Consider the following 14,620-nt stretch of genomic DNA (forward strand, 5'->3'; position numbering starts at 1 on the left):
TTATATATATAACAGGAGCAAAACAAATCAGGTTGTTTCGCTCCCTTCTCCATCATTTAAATGTTCAAGGATATTTTGCGCAACGTCCTGTGGAACACCCAGTTTAGTAATATTATCAATAGACGTATTTTTAATTTCATTCACAGATTTGAAATGCGTCAGCAGCAAGCGTCTGCGCTTCTCGCCGACTCCCGGGATTTTATCCAGTTCAGAGTTGAATAAATTTTTCCCGCGCAATTGGCGGTGAAATGAGATTGCAAATCGGTGAACTTCGTCCTGAATTCGCTGAACAAGATAAAAGGCTTGCGATTTTCTGGACAATGAAATAACGCCGGGAGGCTCGCCATAAACAAGTTCGCTTGTTTTATGCTTATCGTCTTTAGCCAGACCGCATAAGGGTATATCCAGCCCTAACTCATTCTCCAGGACTTCAAGCGCTGCACTCATCTGTCCTTTGCCGCCGTCAACGATAATTAAATCCGGAAGCGGCTGCTCTTCCTTCAATAGTCTCGTATAACGCCGGCGTATAACTTCCCTCATTGTATCGTAATCATCGGGGCCATCTACATTTCTAATTTTATATTTGCGGTATCCCTTTTTATCCGCCCTGCCATCTGTAAAAACAACCATAGCCGAGACAGGGTCCGTTCCTTGAATATTGGAATTATCGAACGCCTCAATACGGTGCGGGGTTTCAATATTCAATGCATCACCCAGCTTTTCCACTGCTTGTATAGTTCTCGCTTCATCACGTTCAATCAAGGTGAATTTTTCATTAAGTGCTATCGCTGCATTTTTCACAGCCAATTCAACAAGTTCCTTTTTTCCGCCGCGGAATGGCGTATGAACATTAATCTCAAGTAATTCACTTAATAAATCTGTATCCGTCCCAATCGGTACAAGCAGCTGTTTTGGCTTCAAATGACGCTGATGCAAATAAAACCTTCCGATAAAACTGATGAACGTATCATCAGGATCATCAAAAAACGGAAAGGTTGATACATCCCGTTCGATTAATTTCCCCTGTCTGACAAAGAATACTTGAATGCACATCCAGCCTTTATCATAACTGTAACCGAATATATCGCGGTCAACCTGATCATTTAACGTCATTTTCTGTCGTTCCATGACAGCTTCAAGATGCTGGATGAGGTCGCGTAGTTCCTTGGCCCGTTCAAAATTCAATTCGTCACTTGCTTCATGCATTTGGGCGACTAAGTCTTTTTTAATTTCTTTATGCCCGCCCTGTAAAAATGACGTTATATTTTGAGTGATTTTTTTATAAGTCTCTTCTGATACAGGTTTTTCACTGCAAGCCAGGCACTGACCCATATGATAATAGATGCATGGGCGCCCGGGCGGGTTGTTGCATTTTCGCAATGGGTATAAACGGTCAAGCAGCTTCTTGGCCTCCCTTGCAGCCAGGACATTTGTATAAGGTCCGAAATACTTCCCTTTGTCTTTTTTTAAATTCCTTGTAATAAGCAGCCGCGGATGCCGCTCAGAAGTGATTTTTAAATATGGGTATGATTTATCATCTTTTAGACGAACATTGTATCTGGGATCATATTTTTTAACCAAATTCATCTCCAGAATCAATGCTTCCATTTCTGATGAGGTCACAATATATTCAAAATCCTGAATCTCCCTGACAAGTCGTTGGGTCTTTTGGTCATTTGCACCTGTGAAATAAGAACGGACTCTATTTCGCAGTTTTTTCGATTTTCCTACATAAATAACTGTCCCATTTTTGTCTTTCATCAGATAACAACCAGGCTGTGCAGGTAAAACAGCCAGTTTTTCACTTAGTTGCTGGTTCATCTTTGAACTTCTCCCCTGTAAAATGGTGCCTGATTATACAGAATCCCCTGTCACATATCGCGACAAGGGATTGAGTCAACTTTCTGCATAATGATTATCTGCCTTAAGAGGCATGTTTATTGATTAACTCAACTAATGCTTCTTTCGGCTGAAAACCAACAACTTGATCAACGACTTTACCATCTTTGAAAAGCAGAAGTGTCGGTATGCTCATAACACCATATTTTCCTGCTGTCTCTTGATTTTCATCGACATCAAGTTTAACAATTTGTACTTTATCTTCCATTTCACCATCTATTTCTTCCAGTACGGGAGCAATCATTTTGCAAGGTCCGCACCATGGTGCCCAGAAATCAGCCAACACTAAACCATCAGCTGTTTCCTGACCGAAATTTTGATCCGTAACATGTTCAATTGCCATTATTATTCCCTCCTCAATCACTAAACTATGGTTTAAAGTATATCATCGTTAGTAATTCCTCGCGAATACTTTGCTTATACTCGCAGGTAGCGCGCCCTCTCAGGTTAAAAGACCTGACTGGAAAACGCGTCAGGCCTCAGTACTAATTAGACTGTCTGTTTCAATTCATCCGTCAATTTTGGAATGACCTCAAAAACATCCCCAACAATACCATAGTCCGCGACATTGAAGATGTTAGCTTCCGGATCCTTGTTAATAGCAACAATGACTTTCGAGTTTGACATACCGGCTAAATGTTGGATCGCTCCGGAAATCCCGACAGCGATATACAGATCCGGTGTTACGACTTTCCCGGTCTGACCAATCTGCAGGGAGTAGTCACAATACTCTGCATCACATGCACCGCGTGAAGCCCCGACTGCACCTCCCAGGACATCGGCAAGTTCATGCAACGGTTCAAAGCCTTCTGCGCTTTTCACACCGCGTCCGCCGGCGATAATGACGTTCGCCTCGGATAAGTCAACGCCTTCTGATGCTTTCCGGATCACATCTTTGATAACTGTTTTAATATCTTTTATATCAACTTCCTTAGCTGTCACTTCACCGGACAGTGAATCATCACGTTCCAACGCCGGGATGTTATTCGGACGGATCGTTACGAATGTTAATCCGCTGGTAATCACCTTTTTCTCAAACGCCTTTCCGGAATAGATCGGTCGGATAAACACAGCTTTATCACCGTCATTTTCAATATCAGTGGTATCTGAAATTAAACCGGTTTCAAGTTTTGCAGCAAGTTTCGGTGTTAAATCTTTGCCGATTGCCGTATGACCCATAACAATTCCATCCGGTGATTCATCCTCAATAACTGCCATAACCGCTTGGGAATAACCTTCAGAAGTATAAGCTTTTAGATTATCATGCGTTACCGTTACGACACGATCTGCGCCATGATAGATGACTTCCTGTCCTGCTTCACTCAGGTCATTACTGCCGCACAGGACACCGACAATCTCCGCATCAGAATCTATTCTTTTGGCAGCTGCAACTGCTTCAAACGTAACATTGCGCAATTCACCATCTCTTGCTTCCCCTATAACAAGTAGTTTCATATTTTCCCTCTCCTCTCCGTTATGTTTAAAGTACTTTTGCGTCATCTTTAAGCAGGGTGATCAATTCTTTCACCTGATCATCAATCTCGCCTTCCAGAACACGTCCTGCTTCTTTTTCAGGAGGCAGGAATATTTCAACCGTTTCTGTTTTTGCTTCAACATCATCTTCATCAAGATCCAGATCATCCAATTCCAGTTCTTCCAGCGGTTTTTTCTTTGCTTTCATAATCCCCGGCAGTGATGGATATCTTGGTTCATTCAGGCCTTGCTGACACGTTGCAAGCACCGGAAGACTCGTTTCGATTTTTTCGACATCGCCTTCAACGTCTTTATCAATATTAGCTGTTTCACCATCAATCTCAAGAGCAGTTATCGTTGTCACATAATTGATGTCCAAAGCTTCTGCAAGTCTTGGTCCGACTTGTCCGCTTGCTTCATCGATTGCGACGTTGCCGCCCAGAATGAGATCAGCTTCTTTATCTTCAAAATAAGCTTGCAAAATCTTGGCTGTCGAATACTGATCGCCGTGTTCCAAATCATCTTCAGTGTTGATTAAAACAGCTTTATCTGCTCCCATTGCAAGTCCGGTTCGCAGCTGCTTTTCAGCTTCTTCATCACCGACCGTTACAATGGTTACTTCACCGCCGTGTTCATCCCGTTGTTTAATCGCTTCTTCTACGGCATATTCATCATATGGGTTAATGATGTATTCAGCACTTTCATCTTCAATTCGCCCATCAGATACAATGATTTTCTCTTCAGTATCGAATGTTCTTTTCAGCAATACGTATATGTTCATTTATGTGATCCTCCTTTTATGTGCTGCTCAAAAAGGATGGCAACCTGTTTATCCTTTTTGAAGCTATATTTACTATTGATCCCGGAAATTCGGTTTGCGTTTGTCTATAAACGCCTGTATACCTTCTTTGGCATCTTCTGAACCAAAAATACCGGAAAATTTTTCTCCTTCTTTCTCAACGCCTTTAGCAAATTGATCTGCTTTAGCATATGGAACCAAATCCATCACCGCATTAATCGTCAACTTACTTTTTGAAGCGATTGCCCCGGCAAGTTTAAACGCCGTGTCAAAAGCATCCCCTTCTTGCACAACCTGATTTGCCAGTCCGGCTTTTTCAGCCTCTTCCCCGCTGATCGGCTGCCCTGTCAAAATCATCTCATACGCTTTTGCCGTACCGACGAAATGCGGCAGACGCTGTGTTCCGGCAAACCCGGGGATAATTCCCAGCGTTGCTTCCGGAAGGCCAAGTTTTGCATTTTCTGTAACCACACGCATATGGCATGCCATTGCAAGTTCAAGTCCGCCACCAAGGGCAGCACCATGAATAGCCGCAATAACAGGTATTGGGAAGTGTTCAATGCGGTCAAATAGTTTCTGTCCTCTTTCAGCCAGTGCTTTGAAGTCTGACGCCTCTTGCAGGGATGTAAATTCCTTGATATCCGCCCCGGCTGAAAAGAATTTTCCTTCACCATTTAGAACAACAGCTTTCACATTGTTATCGTTTTCAACTTTGTCCAAGTTCTCAGCCAGATCATTCAATAAAGCTGTTGATAGGGCATTTGCCGGCGGACTTTGAATCGTAAGCACAGCAACATGATCTTTCACTTCGTAATCCAGCGTTCCCAAATTTAATCCCCCTTTGCTTATTTTTTTGCGGAAAGGCCCGACATAATAAATTCGTGTACATCCGAAGATTGCTCGAGGAGATCATATTTTTCTTCTTTCATAACCCAATTGGTAACGATTTCATCAAGCGTTCCAAAAATCATTTGTCTGATTAATTGAACATTCATATTATCACGAAAAATCTTTTCCCGGGTCCCCTCTTTGATTATATCATCTATTACGGCAAGATAGGGTTTTAATATGTGATTAATTTTTAACCTGAGATCTTTATTGGATTGCCGTAATTCCAGCTGTGTAACAATTGCCAGGTGATGATCGTCAGCAAGCTGGCGAAAATGCATTTCGATTAATGTCAATAATTTTTCGTCAGCATTGTTCTTTTCACTGATACCGCGTGCAATTTTTTCAATGAATTGACCCATTTTCTCTTCAAAGACCGATACCAGGATGTCCTCTTTATTTCTGAAATAAAGATAAATCGTCCCATCAGCCACACCGGCTTTTCTGGCGATTTTTGATACTTGTGAAGCATGATAGCCGTTTTCTGCAATTACCTCAACGGCCGCCTCAATAATTTGGTTGTACTTTGGTTTGTTTTTTTTCATGACAATCTCCTTAGCAAGCACGATACCACTAAAGCGAAACCAATCAGCTAAATTGATTTTATTCCACTGATTGTTAGTTGAGCAGAATCGGGCATTTAAAGTCTGTTAGCCTCCGTTTTTCGGCGGTTTACAGACCATTATAAGCCGGGTAAATGAATGAATAATCATTCATGTTTCATTGTACATACCCAGTCATTCTATGTCAATATAGAGCCTGTTCTATTATGGTATTAAACAGACTTGCTTTCAGCTGCTTTTTCTTTTTCCTCATCTGCCAGTTGCCGGCGCAGGATTTTCCCAACTGCTGTTTTAGGCAGTTCGTCACGGAATTCATAAATCCGGGGAGCTTTAAATGCTGCCAGGTTTTCACGGCAAAATGCATTTAATTCTTTTTCGTCTACCTCATAGCCTGGTTTCAGCACAACGTACGCTTTAACCGTTTCACCACGATATGGATCGGGAATGCCGGCTACGACTGTTTCCTGAACTGCTTCGTGTTCATACAACACTTCTTCGACTTCCCTCGGATAAATATTATACCCTCCGGCAATAATCATGTTCTTTTTACGATCCACAATATAAAAATAGCCGTCTTTATCCATATAACCCATATCTCCAGTGAACAGCCACCCCTCTTTCAAAACGTTGTCGGTTTCATCCTGATTGTTCCAATAGCCCTTCATGACTTGTGGTCCCTTGACAGCAATTTCGCCAACTTCACCGATTAGCGCTTCTTTTCCGTCTTCCATAACCACCTTAGCATCTGTATCAGGCCATGGTACACCTATACTGCCGTTAATACGCTTGCCCCATATGAAGTTTGCATGCGTAACCGGTGACGTTTCGGTTAAACCATATCCTTCCACAAGATTGCCGCCTGTGATTTTTTCAAACTGGTCCTGCACTTCCAAAGGCAATGGAGCCGATCCGCTGATACACGCTTCGATTGATGACAGATCGTATTTATTCAAATTTGGATGATTTAACAGACCGATATAAATTGTTGGTGCGCCTGGAAACATCGTCGGTTTTTGTTTCTGGATCGTTTTCAGGACATCTTCAGCATCAAATTTTGGCATTAAAATCATTTCAAATCCATACATAATCGACATATTCATAACTGTCGTCATGCCATAGACGTGAAAAAATGGCAATACCCCCAAAATCTTTTCACCGGGCTTTATTTTATAGAGCCATCGCTGGCACATCTGCACATTTGCCACTAAGTTGTAGTGCGTCAGCATGACACCTTTTGGATGACCGGTTGTACCGCCTGTATATTGTAATAAAGCTAAATCATTTTCGGGATCAATTTCCACTGGTGTATATGCTCCATCACTTTTCTCGATAATTGATTCAAATAGGTGTATGTCCTCCGATTGCTCCACTTGAACAACCATGTTGTACTGTTTTTTCTGAATAAACGGGTATAGTTTGTTTTTGGGAAATGGCAAATAATCTTTAATGCCGGTGACAACAGTATGTTTCAATGGCGTCTTCCCCCGGACGTTTGTTACGCGGGGCAATAAAACATCCAAACACACAATAAATGCTGCACCTGAATCATTCAGCTGATATTCAAGTTCTCTTTCTTTGTATAGCGGGTTTGTCTGAACAACAATCGCACCAGCCATCAAAGCCCCGTAGTAACTGATGACGGCTTGAGGAGAATTTGGCAGCATAACGGCAACTCTGTCACCTTTTTTAAGCCCAAGGGACTGAAAATAACCTGCCAATTTTTTGGCTTCGGTATAAACTTCTTCAAACGTCATTTCTTTGCCCATAAAATGAAGCGCTTTCTTTTTTGGGAATTTTTTAGCTGTTGCTGCCAAAAAATAATCGAGCGGCTTTTCATCGTACACAATTGTTGTCGGAATTTCATCCGGATATTTTGCATACCAATTCTTTTCTTCCGGCATTCTCGTTTCCTCCTTTTTTAAATTGCACACTCTCATTATATCGAAAAATGTTTATTTTTTGAAATCTTATAGACTATTTTTTATGAATTCATTTGTATTTATTAAAGCTTTGCCTGCTTAAAAGCCTTCAGACAAAGCTTTAGCCTCTTCATGAGCAAATCATATATACATAAATCGGCTTAAATAAAATAAAAAACGCCGACGATCAAAAATATAACAGCAACAACAAACATGATTTTTGCCAGCCGTTCCAATAACAATTTAATCTCCCCCAATACTTGCGCCAATTACAAACGCCAATCCGACAGATATAAGCAGTGATATTAGACCGACCGCTTTGTTGCCTTTTCCAATTTCATCATCGATATTAATCGAAGGTGTCAAAAATTCAAAGATAATATAACCAAGCAATAACAATACGAAGCCAAATGCTCCCCAGCCGATTGTCTCAAACAATGAATCATTATGATCAATGGAAGAGCGGAAGATAATGGCCAGACCGAATATTTTTCCGCCGGTGGCCATAGCTACCGCTAGATTTCCATTTTTAATTTCCTGCCAGTTGCGGTAGGAGGTCACCAATTCAAAAACTGCCAGAAATACAATCGTACAAAGAATGACAACACTATACCTCGCAGCAGTTTCAACCAAGATATTCTCCCAAAAAGTCGTCATTTCTATAAACCCCTTTTTTAAAAACAGCTACTTTAATTCTAAAACAGTGACGCCGCTTCCGCCTTCACCTTCAGCACCGGATCTGTCAGCTCCAATACGCGGATGATTTTTAGCAAATTCTTTTACACCTTTTCGAAGCGCACCTGTCCCTTTTCCGTGAATGATGAAGACTTTGGGGTAGCCGGCAAGCAGAGCGTCATCAATATACTTTTCAAGCTGGGTCAATGCATCTTCAAACCGCTCACCGCGCAAATCAAGTTCAGTTTTGACATGATAGCTGGAACCTTTAACAGTTGCAAGCGGCTTTTCAATGTTTTGGCTTTTGGCTTTGACATGCTCTATCTCGTCACGCTTCACTTTAACTTTCATAATACCGACCTGCACTAAATACTCTTTTTCTCCGGATTTTTCCAGCACCGTTCCACGCTGGTTTGCCGATAAAAGCTTAATCTCATCACCCGGCTGCAACTCCCGGTCACCGGCCGTTGTTGATTTTGATTTGTCAGAAGCTTTAGCGCTCAGATCCGGCTGTGCTTTCTCAAGTTTTTTGCGTGCGTCAATCCATTCATGTTCTTTTAGCTGTGCATCAGTTTTCATATTGCGTATATCATCCACAATTCTTTCAGCTTCATCACGTGCTTTTTGCAATGCCTTTTCTGCTTTTTCTTCTGCTTTTTGATATAAATCATCCTGCTTCTTTTCAAACTGCTGCCAGGCTTTCGTCAGGTCATCATACAGTTTTTCACTTTCCTGCAATACCCCGTGTGCCTCGTCATAATCAGCTTCTGCTTGACGGCGGGATTCATCGAGTGAAGCAATCATGTTTTCTACACTTTCTGAATTCACACCAATCTGATTCTTGGCATGGTCTATGACGGATTTATCCAGCCCAAGTCGTTTAGCGATATCAAAGGCATTGCTGCGACCTGGCACGCCGATTAATAATCGGTATGTTGGTTTTAATGTTTCGACATCAAATTCGACTGAAGCATTAACGACATTATCACGATTATAGCCATAAGCCTTTAATTCCGGATAGTGAGTGGTTGCTACAACACGGGCACCCCGCAAGACAACATCATCCAGAATCGACATGGCCAGTGCAGCCCCTTCCTGTGGGTCAGTGCCTGCCCCTAGTTCATCAAATAGTACTAAGGATTTATGATTGACCTGACGAAGAATCGAAACAATATTTGTCATATGTGATGAAAAAGTGCTCAAACTCTGTTCAATTGATTGCTCATCACCAATATCTGCAAAAACGTTATCGAAAACAGCCATTTCACAGCCGTCTGCAGCCGGAATCTGCAAACCTGATTGTGCCATCAAGGTGAACAGCCCAATCATCTTTAATGTTACCGTTTTACCACCAGTATTCGGACCGGTAATCACAATAGAAGTGTAATCATCGCCGAGGGCAACGTCATTCGGGATGACTTCTTCTGCATGGATTAGCGGGTGCCGGGCTTGTTTGACATCTATAATACCGTTATCATTCATCACCGGCATAGCAGCCTTCATCTGTCTTCCCAGCTTTGCCCTGGCAACAATGAAATCAATTTTAGCAAGGATTGAAACATCTTCTGAAAGAATCGCTTCATCAGCGGCTATTTGTGCACTTAATTCTTGAAGAATCCTTTCAATCTCCTGTTTTTCTTTAACTTTAGCTTCCTGCAGCTGATTGTTCAAATCGACAATCGCTTTTGGTTCCATAAACAATGTTGCGCCCGAGGTTGACTGATCATGTACAATCCCGCCAATAGTACCGCGATGCTCTTGTTTGACCGGCAGAACATAACGGTCGTTTCGGATCGTAATAATGGCATCCGACAACATTTTCGTGTGAGATTTTGTATAACTGTCCAATTTATCGCGAACTTTACTTTCAAATGTCCGAATTGAAGAACGGATACTGCGCAATTTCACTGAAGCATTATCCATGATTTCTCCTCTGTCATCGATACAACTGCTTATCTGTCGCTCCAAATCCCTTAGCGTCACTATTCGCTCTGCCAAATCTTTTAAAATCGGCAATTCCTCTTCAGTTTTCTGCAAGAAACTTTTAGCCTGACGGGCACCATAAAGTGTATTGGCGACGTTAAGACATTCCTCGGCTGTCAAGGAGCCTCCGATGACGCTTCGTTTGACACTTGCCCGTATATCGGATATTCCGCCCAGCGGTACATTCAGATTTAACCGTAAAATCTGACTCGCCTCATCAGTTTCAGCTTGCATTACATTTACTTCGTCTATATCTGTCGAAGGCTTTAATTGCGAGGAGCGTTCTTTGCCAATTGATGTAGCTGTCTGGTTATTTAGTTGTTCGATTACTTTGCCGAATTCCAGCCTATGCAATATTCGTTCATTCATGTGGATTTTCTCCTTTAGATGGCTAAACATATCGCGACAGTAAGTCTATCCGTATTGGTACTTTAATCACCATCTTCAAATAAATGGTTTAAGACCTTCCAAACGTTAAACCTAACTTTTTGTACGATTCATAAACGCAATAAGTTTCTCTTTTGACCACGTATTAATAACAGTTTCTGCTTTGAGCCACCCTTTCCGGGCAGCCCCCACACCATAAGTCATATGGTTAAGCATGAAATAATCGTGCGCATCCGTATTGATAGCTATCTTAACTCCGGCTTCCTGTGCCGCTCTCGCCCATTCACTGGATAAGTCCAGCCTGTTTGGGTTTGCGTTGATCTCCAGTGCTGTATCAGTTTCTTTAGCCCGTTCAATCAGCTGCTCAACATCCGCCCTGTAACCCTGGCGCCGGCCTATAAGTCTTCCTGTTGGGTGGGCAATTAAAGAAACATACGGGTTTTCCAATGCTGCGTTTAATCGTGCCATTATTTTCTCCCGGGACTGGTTAAAACTTGAATGAATCGCACCAATAACAAAGTCCATTTCCGCTAAGAAATCATCATTGAAATCCAGTGTCCCCTCAGGCAGAATATCCATTTCGACACCGGCAAATATATGAATATCATCATACTTATCATTTAAATTATCAATCGTCTCCCGCTGCTTGCGGAGCCGTGTTTCATTTAAACCGTTTGCAACTCTGAGGAACTTTGAGTGATCTGTAATCGATATATAATCATAATTTTTTAAGCGGGCTTGATTGACCATCTCTTCCAAAGATTGCGCACCATCGCTCCACGTTGTGTGCATATGCAAGTCACCGCATATATCACCCAGTGTAATTAACGATACAGAATCTTGATAAGCTTCTACTTCACCGGTATTTTCCCTTACTTCAGGCGGAATATAATTTAAATCAAAGTGGTTAAAGAATTCGGCTTCACTGTGAAACGTAAGAACTTCTCCGGTTTCTTCAACTTCCACGCCATATTCATTAATTTTTTCACCTTTTGATTTAGCAAGCTGCCGCATCGCAACATTGTGATCCTTTGAACCGGTGAAATGATGTAATGTCGAAGCAAATTCAATCGGTTCAACGATGCGAAAGTCTACGTTTATATCATAAATATCTTCCAATGTTACCGATACCTTCGTATCCCCCTGCGCAATTACTTCTTTGATCCGTTCCAAATTCAGCAGTCTATCGCGCACTTTTTCAGGATTATCAGTTGCAATGATAAAATCAATATCTTTAATTGTTTCGCGCATTCGTCTCAGGCTTCCTGCCCGCGAATAGTCCGTAATGTCCGGTAGCGTGCTCAAATAATCTTCAATTTCTTCAGCAAGCGGCAGCATCGTGGCAATTGACAGGCGTTCCGGACGCTGATTGGCTTCTTCCAGGGCTTGCAGGATTTTTTCAGCGGACTTTTTTCCGAACCCTTCAAGCTGCTCGACCTCGCCTTTTTCGCAAGCTGTTTTCAATGAATCGGCATCTGTAACACCAAGTTCCTGGTAGAGCTTTGCCAGTTTTTTACCGCCAAGACCAGGTAAATCCAACAGAGGCACTAACCCCTGAGGGACTTCTTTTTCCAGCTGAGCAAGGGTTTCAGATGTCTCATTTTGTATATACTCTGATATAACTGAAGCTGTCCCTTTGCCGATTCCCTTCATTTTTGTAAAATCCTCGATATCTGATAGTGAACGGTCGTCTCTTTCAAGTGCTTGTGCAGCTTTGCGATAAGCTGATATCTTAAACGGGTTTTCACCTTGAAGCTCAAGTCGTATAGCGATTTTTTCAAGCAATTTGATAACATCTTTTTTATTAACCGGCATTTAGCTCACCTTCTTATTGGTTCTATGTATTTAAAAAAAGCCAATCCAAATAGGGCTACACTCATTGTACACAACATACAACTGTACTGCCCACTATTTGAACCAGCCTTTTGTTTCGTATTTTAGTTGTTAATTTAGCAGTTCATCCACGCTGGTAAACCATAAAGTCTTTATTTGCTCTGATAAAAACGGTGTATTTTCAACGATAAACAAGGCTATCGATGAATCATTAATCCACGATTGAATTTCAGCTAATGGTGTCAGTGCCAATATATACAAAACAATAAAAAGCAACAAGTATACTTCTACAAATCCGAGAACACCGCCAAGTATCTTGTTCAGAGAATTCAAGATCGGCAATTCTGCCACAAAGTCAAGCATCGAAGCAATAATTTGCAAAAGTATCTTAACCGCAAAAAAGATAATAGCAAACGATATTGCATTGTAAAATGCACCTTCAAGCGGCAGTGCCTGCAAGAAATCGGCCCATGCGCTACTATCGTCCAATTCAGGGTATGGAATCCATAAGGAAAGCCTTCCTGCCAATTCATCATAGTATAGCGCAGCAAGAATGAAAGCGGCGATAAACCCGATTAAATGGAACGCCTGTAAAATAAAACCGCGTTTTAAGCCGATGAAAAAACCAAAAATTAATAATACAATTAAAATAAAATCCACCATGTGCTATTTATCCTCTTTCTTATGTTGTGACCCCAACAATTCTGCGTAGTCTTTCTTAAGTTTCATGTAATCATTCATTGTGTTGACAGCAGTCAATACGGCCAATTCTGTCGGTGTCAGCTGCTGATTCGCACTATGAATTTCACGCATTTTCTGATCCACTTGACCGGCAACCAGACGGACGTCATTTGGATCTTCTTTACCGACTATTGTATAATGTTTATTGTATATCTCAACGGTTACCCGTGTCTTATCATCCTCCGCCAAACAAGACACCCTCCTATGAATGTTCATAAACGATTCTTTCGCATTTGTAATACATTCCTTTAAAATAATCCACTATATATTAACACAAAAACTGACAATCAGGAAATCGATATTATATGTACTTCTGTCATCCAACGAAGATTTTTCCCCGCATGTAATGGTCAGTAAACCGCCGAAGAACAGCGGCTAACTGACCCTAAATGCCCGATTCGGTTCAGCTAACATTCAGCGGTTAAAACCATTCCGCTGAATGTAGTTTCACTTTAGTTCCATTATTTATGGTATTTTGCTATCGTCTAATATAGCAAATCAATTGGAGGATTAATATGCCACAAACCGTATATGTCTTTCCGGCAGATTTACTTCAGCAAATGGAGCAATATTATGCCGGTCAATTACAAACCACTCCGGCGGGCGCACTTTTTCGCGCCAAAACATCCAATGCCGTTATAACCGCCTATAAATCAGGTAAAGTTTTGTTTCAGGGGAAAAGCCCTGCAGCTGAAGCAGAGAAATGGACCGACAAAACTGAAGAGGAGCAAGTGAAACAGAAAAAGGCGCCAAAACAAACCATGTATACACCGCCTGATACACTGCCGGCAAACAGTCATATCGGATCAGACGAAGCAGGAACAGGTGATTACTTTGGTCCAATTACAACCGCAGCTGTCTTTGTGAGGAAAGAACAAATCGAACTGCTCAAAGAGCTCGGTGTCAAGGATTCCAAGAATTTATCCGACTCCTCCATCCGTCTAATTGCAGAAGACATTCTTAAACTCGAGATTCCGTACTCCCTGCTGGTTTTGCGGAATGAGAAATACAATCAACTGCAAAAGCGCGGCTGGTCACAGGGAAAAATGAAAGCCATGCTTCATCACCATGCCATAACCAACGTACTGAAGAAAATAAATTTTGCCGAAACTGAAGGCATCCTAATAGACCAGTTCTGTGAGCCGGCTGTCTTCAAGCGCCATATCGCGACCGAAAATAAACAATTGCATGACAGGACATATTTCATGACAAAAGCAGAAAGCTCTTCAATTGCTGTAGCAGCTGCATCCATTATTGCCAGAACCAGTTTCTTAAAAGAAATGGAACAGTTATCACAAAAAGCAGGTTTAACTTTGCCTAAAGGTGCTTCAGGCAAGGTTGATCAGGCAGCATCCCGACTAATTAAATCTCATGGGCAAGGAATGCTGGATTCTTATGCCAAAACGCATTTTGCCAATACGAAAAAGGCGCTGGATCGCACATAATAATAGAGCAGACAC

The 14,620-nt window shown here is 41.7% G+C and carries 13 protein-coding genes; 1 reads left to right on the forward strand and 12 read right to left on the reverse strand.

Annotated features, from left to right (window positions below; all coding sequences use genetic code 11):
• Positions 1-27 precede the first annotated feature (27 nt).
• The 12 genes from uvrC to zapA form a co-directional block, all read right to left on the reverse strand.
• Complete coding sequence (uvrC, locus tag AOX59_RS06250; RefSeq protein WP_068443373.1) at positions 28-1,821, reverse strand: excinuclease ABC subunit UvrC; 1,794 nt, start codon at positions 1,819-1,821, stop codon at positions 28-30.
• Positions 1,822-1,924: 103 nt separating this feature from the next.
• Positions 1,925-2,242 (reverse strand): thioredoxin, encoded by a 318-nt coding sequence (gene trxA, locus AOX59_RS06255; protein WP_068443376.1) that lies wholly within the window; start codon positions 2,240-2,242, stop codon positions 1,925-1,927.
• A gap of 146 nt (positions 2,243-2,388) precedes the next feature.
• Positions 2,389-3,354, reverse strand: a complete 966-nt coding sequence (locus AOX59_RS06260) for an electron transfer flavoprotein subunit alpha/FixB family protein (protein ID WP_068443379.1) — start codon at positions 3,352-3,354, stop codon at positions 2,389-2,391.
• 25 nt (positions 3,355-3,379) lie between these two features.
• A complete protein-coding gene (locus AOX59_RS06265) occupies positions 3,380-4,153 on the reverse strand; it encodes an electron transfer flavoprotein subunit beta/FixA family protein (protein ID WP_068443382.1) in 774 nt (257 codons plus the stop codon).
• Positions 4,154-4,225: 72 nt separating this feature from the next.
• On the reverse strand, positions 4,226-4,999 hold the full coding sequence (locus AOX59_RS06270; RefSeq protein ID WP_068443385.1) for an enoyl-CoA hydratase: 774 nt from the start codon (positions 4,997-4,999) through the stop codon (positions 4,226-4,228).
• A gap of 17 nt (positions 5,000-5,016) precedes the next feature.
• Complete coding sequence (locus tag AOX59_RS06275) at positions 5,017-5,604, reverse strand: fatty acid metabolism transcriptional regulator FadR (RefSeq protein WP_068443387.1); 588 nt, start codon at positions 5,602-5,604, stop codon at positions 5,017-5,019.
• 230 nt (positions 5,605-5,834) lie between these two features.
• A complete protein-coding gene (locus tag AOX59_RS06280; RefSeq protein ID WP_068443392.1) occupies positions 5,835-7,523 on the reverse strand; it encodes a long-chain-fatty-acid--CoA ligase in 1,689 nt (562 codons plus the stop codon).
• A gap of 261 nt (positions 7,524-7,784) precedes the next feature.
• Complete coding sequence (locus AOX59_RS06285; protein ID WP_068443395.1) at positions 7,785-8,198, reverse strand: DUF350 domain-containing protein; 414 nt, start codon at positions 8,196-8,198, stop codon at positions 7,785-7,787.
• Between the two features lie 27 nt (positions 8,199-8,225).
• Positions 8,226-10,568, reverse strand: a complete 2,343-nt coding sequence (locus AOX59_RS06290) for an endonuclease MutS2 (RefSeq protein WP_068443398.1) — start codon at positions 10,566-10,568, stop codon at positions 8,226-8,228.
• Between the two features lie 111 nt (positions 10,569-10,679).
• Entirely contained in the window at positions 10,680-12,401 is a 1,722-nt protein-coding gene (gene polX / locus AOX59_RS06295) for a DNA polymerase/3'-5' exonuclease PolX (RefSeq protein ID WP_068443402.1), read from the reverse strand.
• Positions 12,402-12,530: 129 nt separating this feature from the next.
• Positions 12,531-13,082 carry a CvpA family protein gene (locus AOX59_RS06300; protein ID WP_068443405.1) on the reverse strand — a complete coding sequence of 184 codons (552 nt, stop codon included), beginning with the start codon at positions 13,080-13,082 and terminating at the stop codon, positions 12,531-12,533.
• A gap of 3 nt (positions 13,083-13,085) precedes the next feature.
• On the reverse strand, positions 13,086-13,349 hold the full coding sequence (zapA, locus tag AOX59_RS06305; protein ID WP_068443408.1) for a cell division protein ZapA: 264 nt from the start codon (positions 13,347-13,349) through the stop codon (positions 13,086-13,088).
• 326 nt (positions 13,350-13,675) lie between these two features.
• Here zapA and rnhC point away from each other — a divergent pair, with 326 nt between their 5' ends.
• The gene (gene rnhC / locus AOX59_RS06310; protein WP_068443412.1) at positions 13,676-14,605 is read left to right on the forward strand and encodes a ribonuclease HIII; all 930 of its coding nucleotides are present in this window, start codon (positions 13,676-13,678) and stop codon (positions 14,603-14,605) included.
• Positions 14,606-14,620: the final 15 nt, after the last annotated feature.

This window comes from Lentibacillus amyloliquefaciens (genome assembly GCF_001307805.1).
GTDB lineage: Bacteria > Bacillota > Bacilli > Bacillales > Amphibacillaceae > Lentibacillus > Lentibacillus amyloliquefaciens.

Coding starts and splice junctions, on each gene's coding strand:
- uvrC (WP_068443373.1), bottom strand. CDS start 1,821: ATGAACCAGCAACTAAGTGAAAAACTGGCTGTTTTACCTGCACAGCCT.
- trxA (WP_068443376.1), bottom strand. CDS start 2,242: ATGGCAATTGAACATGTTACGGATCAAAATTTCGGTCAGGAAACAGCT.
- AOX59_RS06260 (WP_068443379.1), bottom strand. CDS start 3,354: ATGAAACTACTTGTTATAGGGGAAGCAAGAGATGGTGAATTGCGCAAT.
- AOX59_RS06265 (WP_068443382.1), bottom strand. CDS start 4,153: ATGAACATATACGTATTGCTGAAAAGAACATTCGATACTGAAGAGAAA.
- AOX59_RS06275 (WP_068443387.1), bottom strand. CDS start 5,604: ATGAAAAAAAACAAACCAAAGTACAACCAAATTATTGAGGCGGCCGTT.
- AOX59_RS06280 (WP_068443392.1), bottom strand. CDS start 7,523: ATGCCGGAAGAAAAGAATTGGTATGCAAAATATCCGGATGAAATTCCG.
- AOX59_RS06285 (WP_068443395.1), bottom strand. CDS start 8,198: ATGACGACTTTTTGGGAGAATATCTTGGTTGAAACTGCTGCGAGGTAT.
- AOX59_RS06290 (WP_068443398.1), bottom strand. CDS start 10,568: ATGAATGAACGAATATTGCATAGGCTGGAATTCGGCAAAGTAATCGAA.
- polX (WP_068443402.1), bottom strand. CDS start 12,401: ATGCCGGTTAATAAAAAAGATGTTATCAAATTGCTTGAAAAAATCGCT.
- AOX59_RS06300 (WP_068443405.1), bottom strand. CDS start 13,082: ATGGTGGATTTTATTTTAATTGTATTATTAATTTTTGGTTTTTTCATC.
- rnhC (WP_068443412.1), top strand. CDS start 13,676: ATGCCACAAACCGTATATGTCTTTCCGGCAGATTTACTTCAGCAAATG.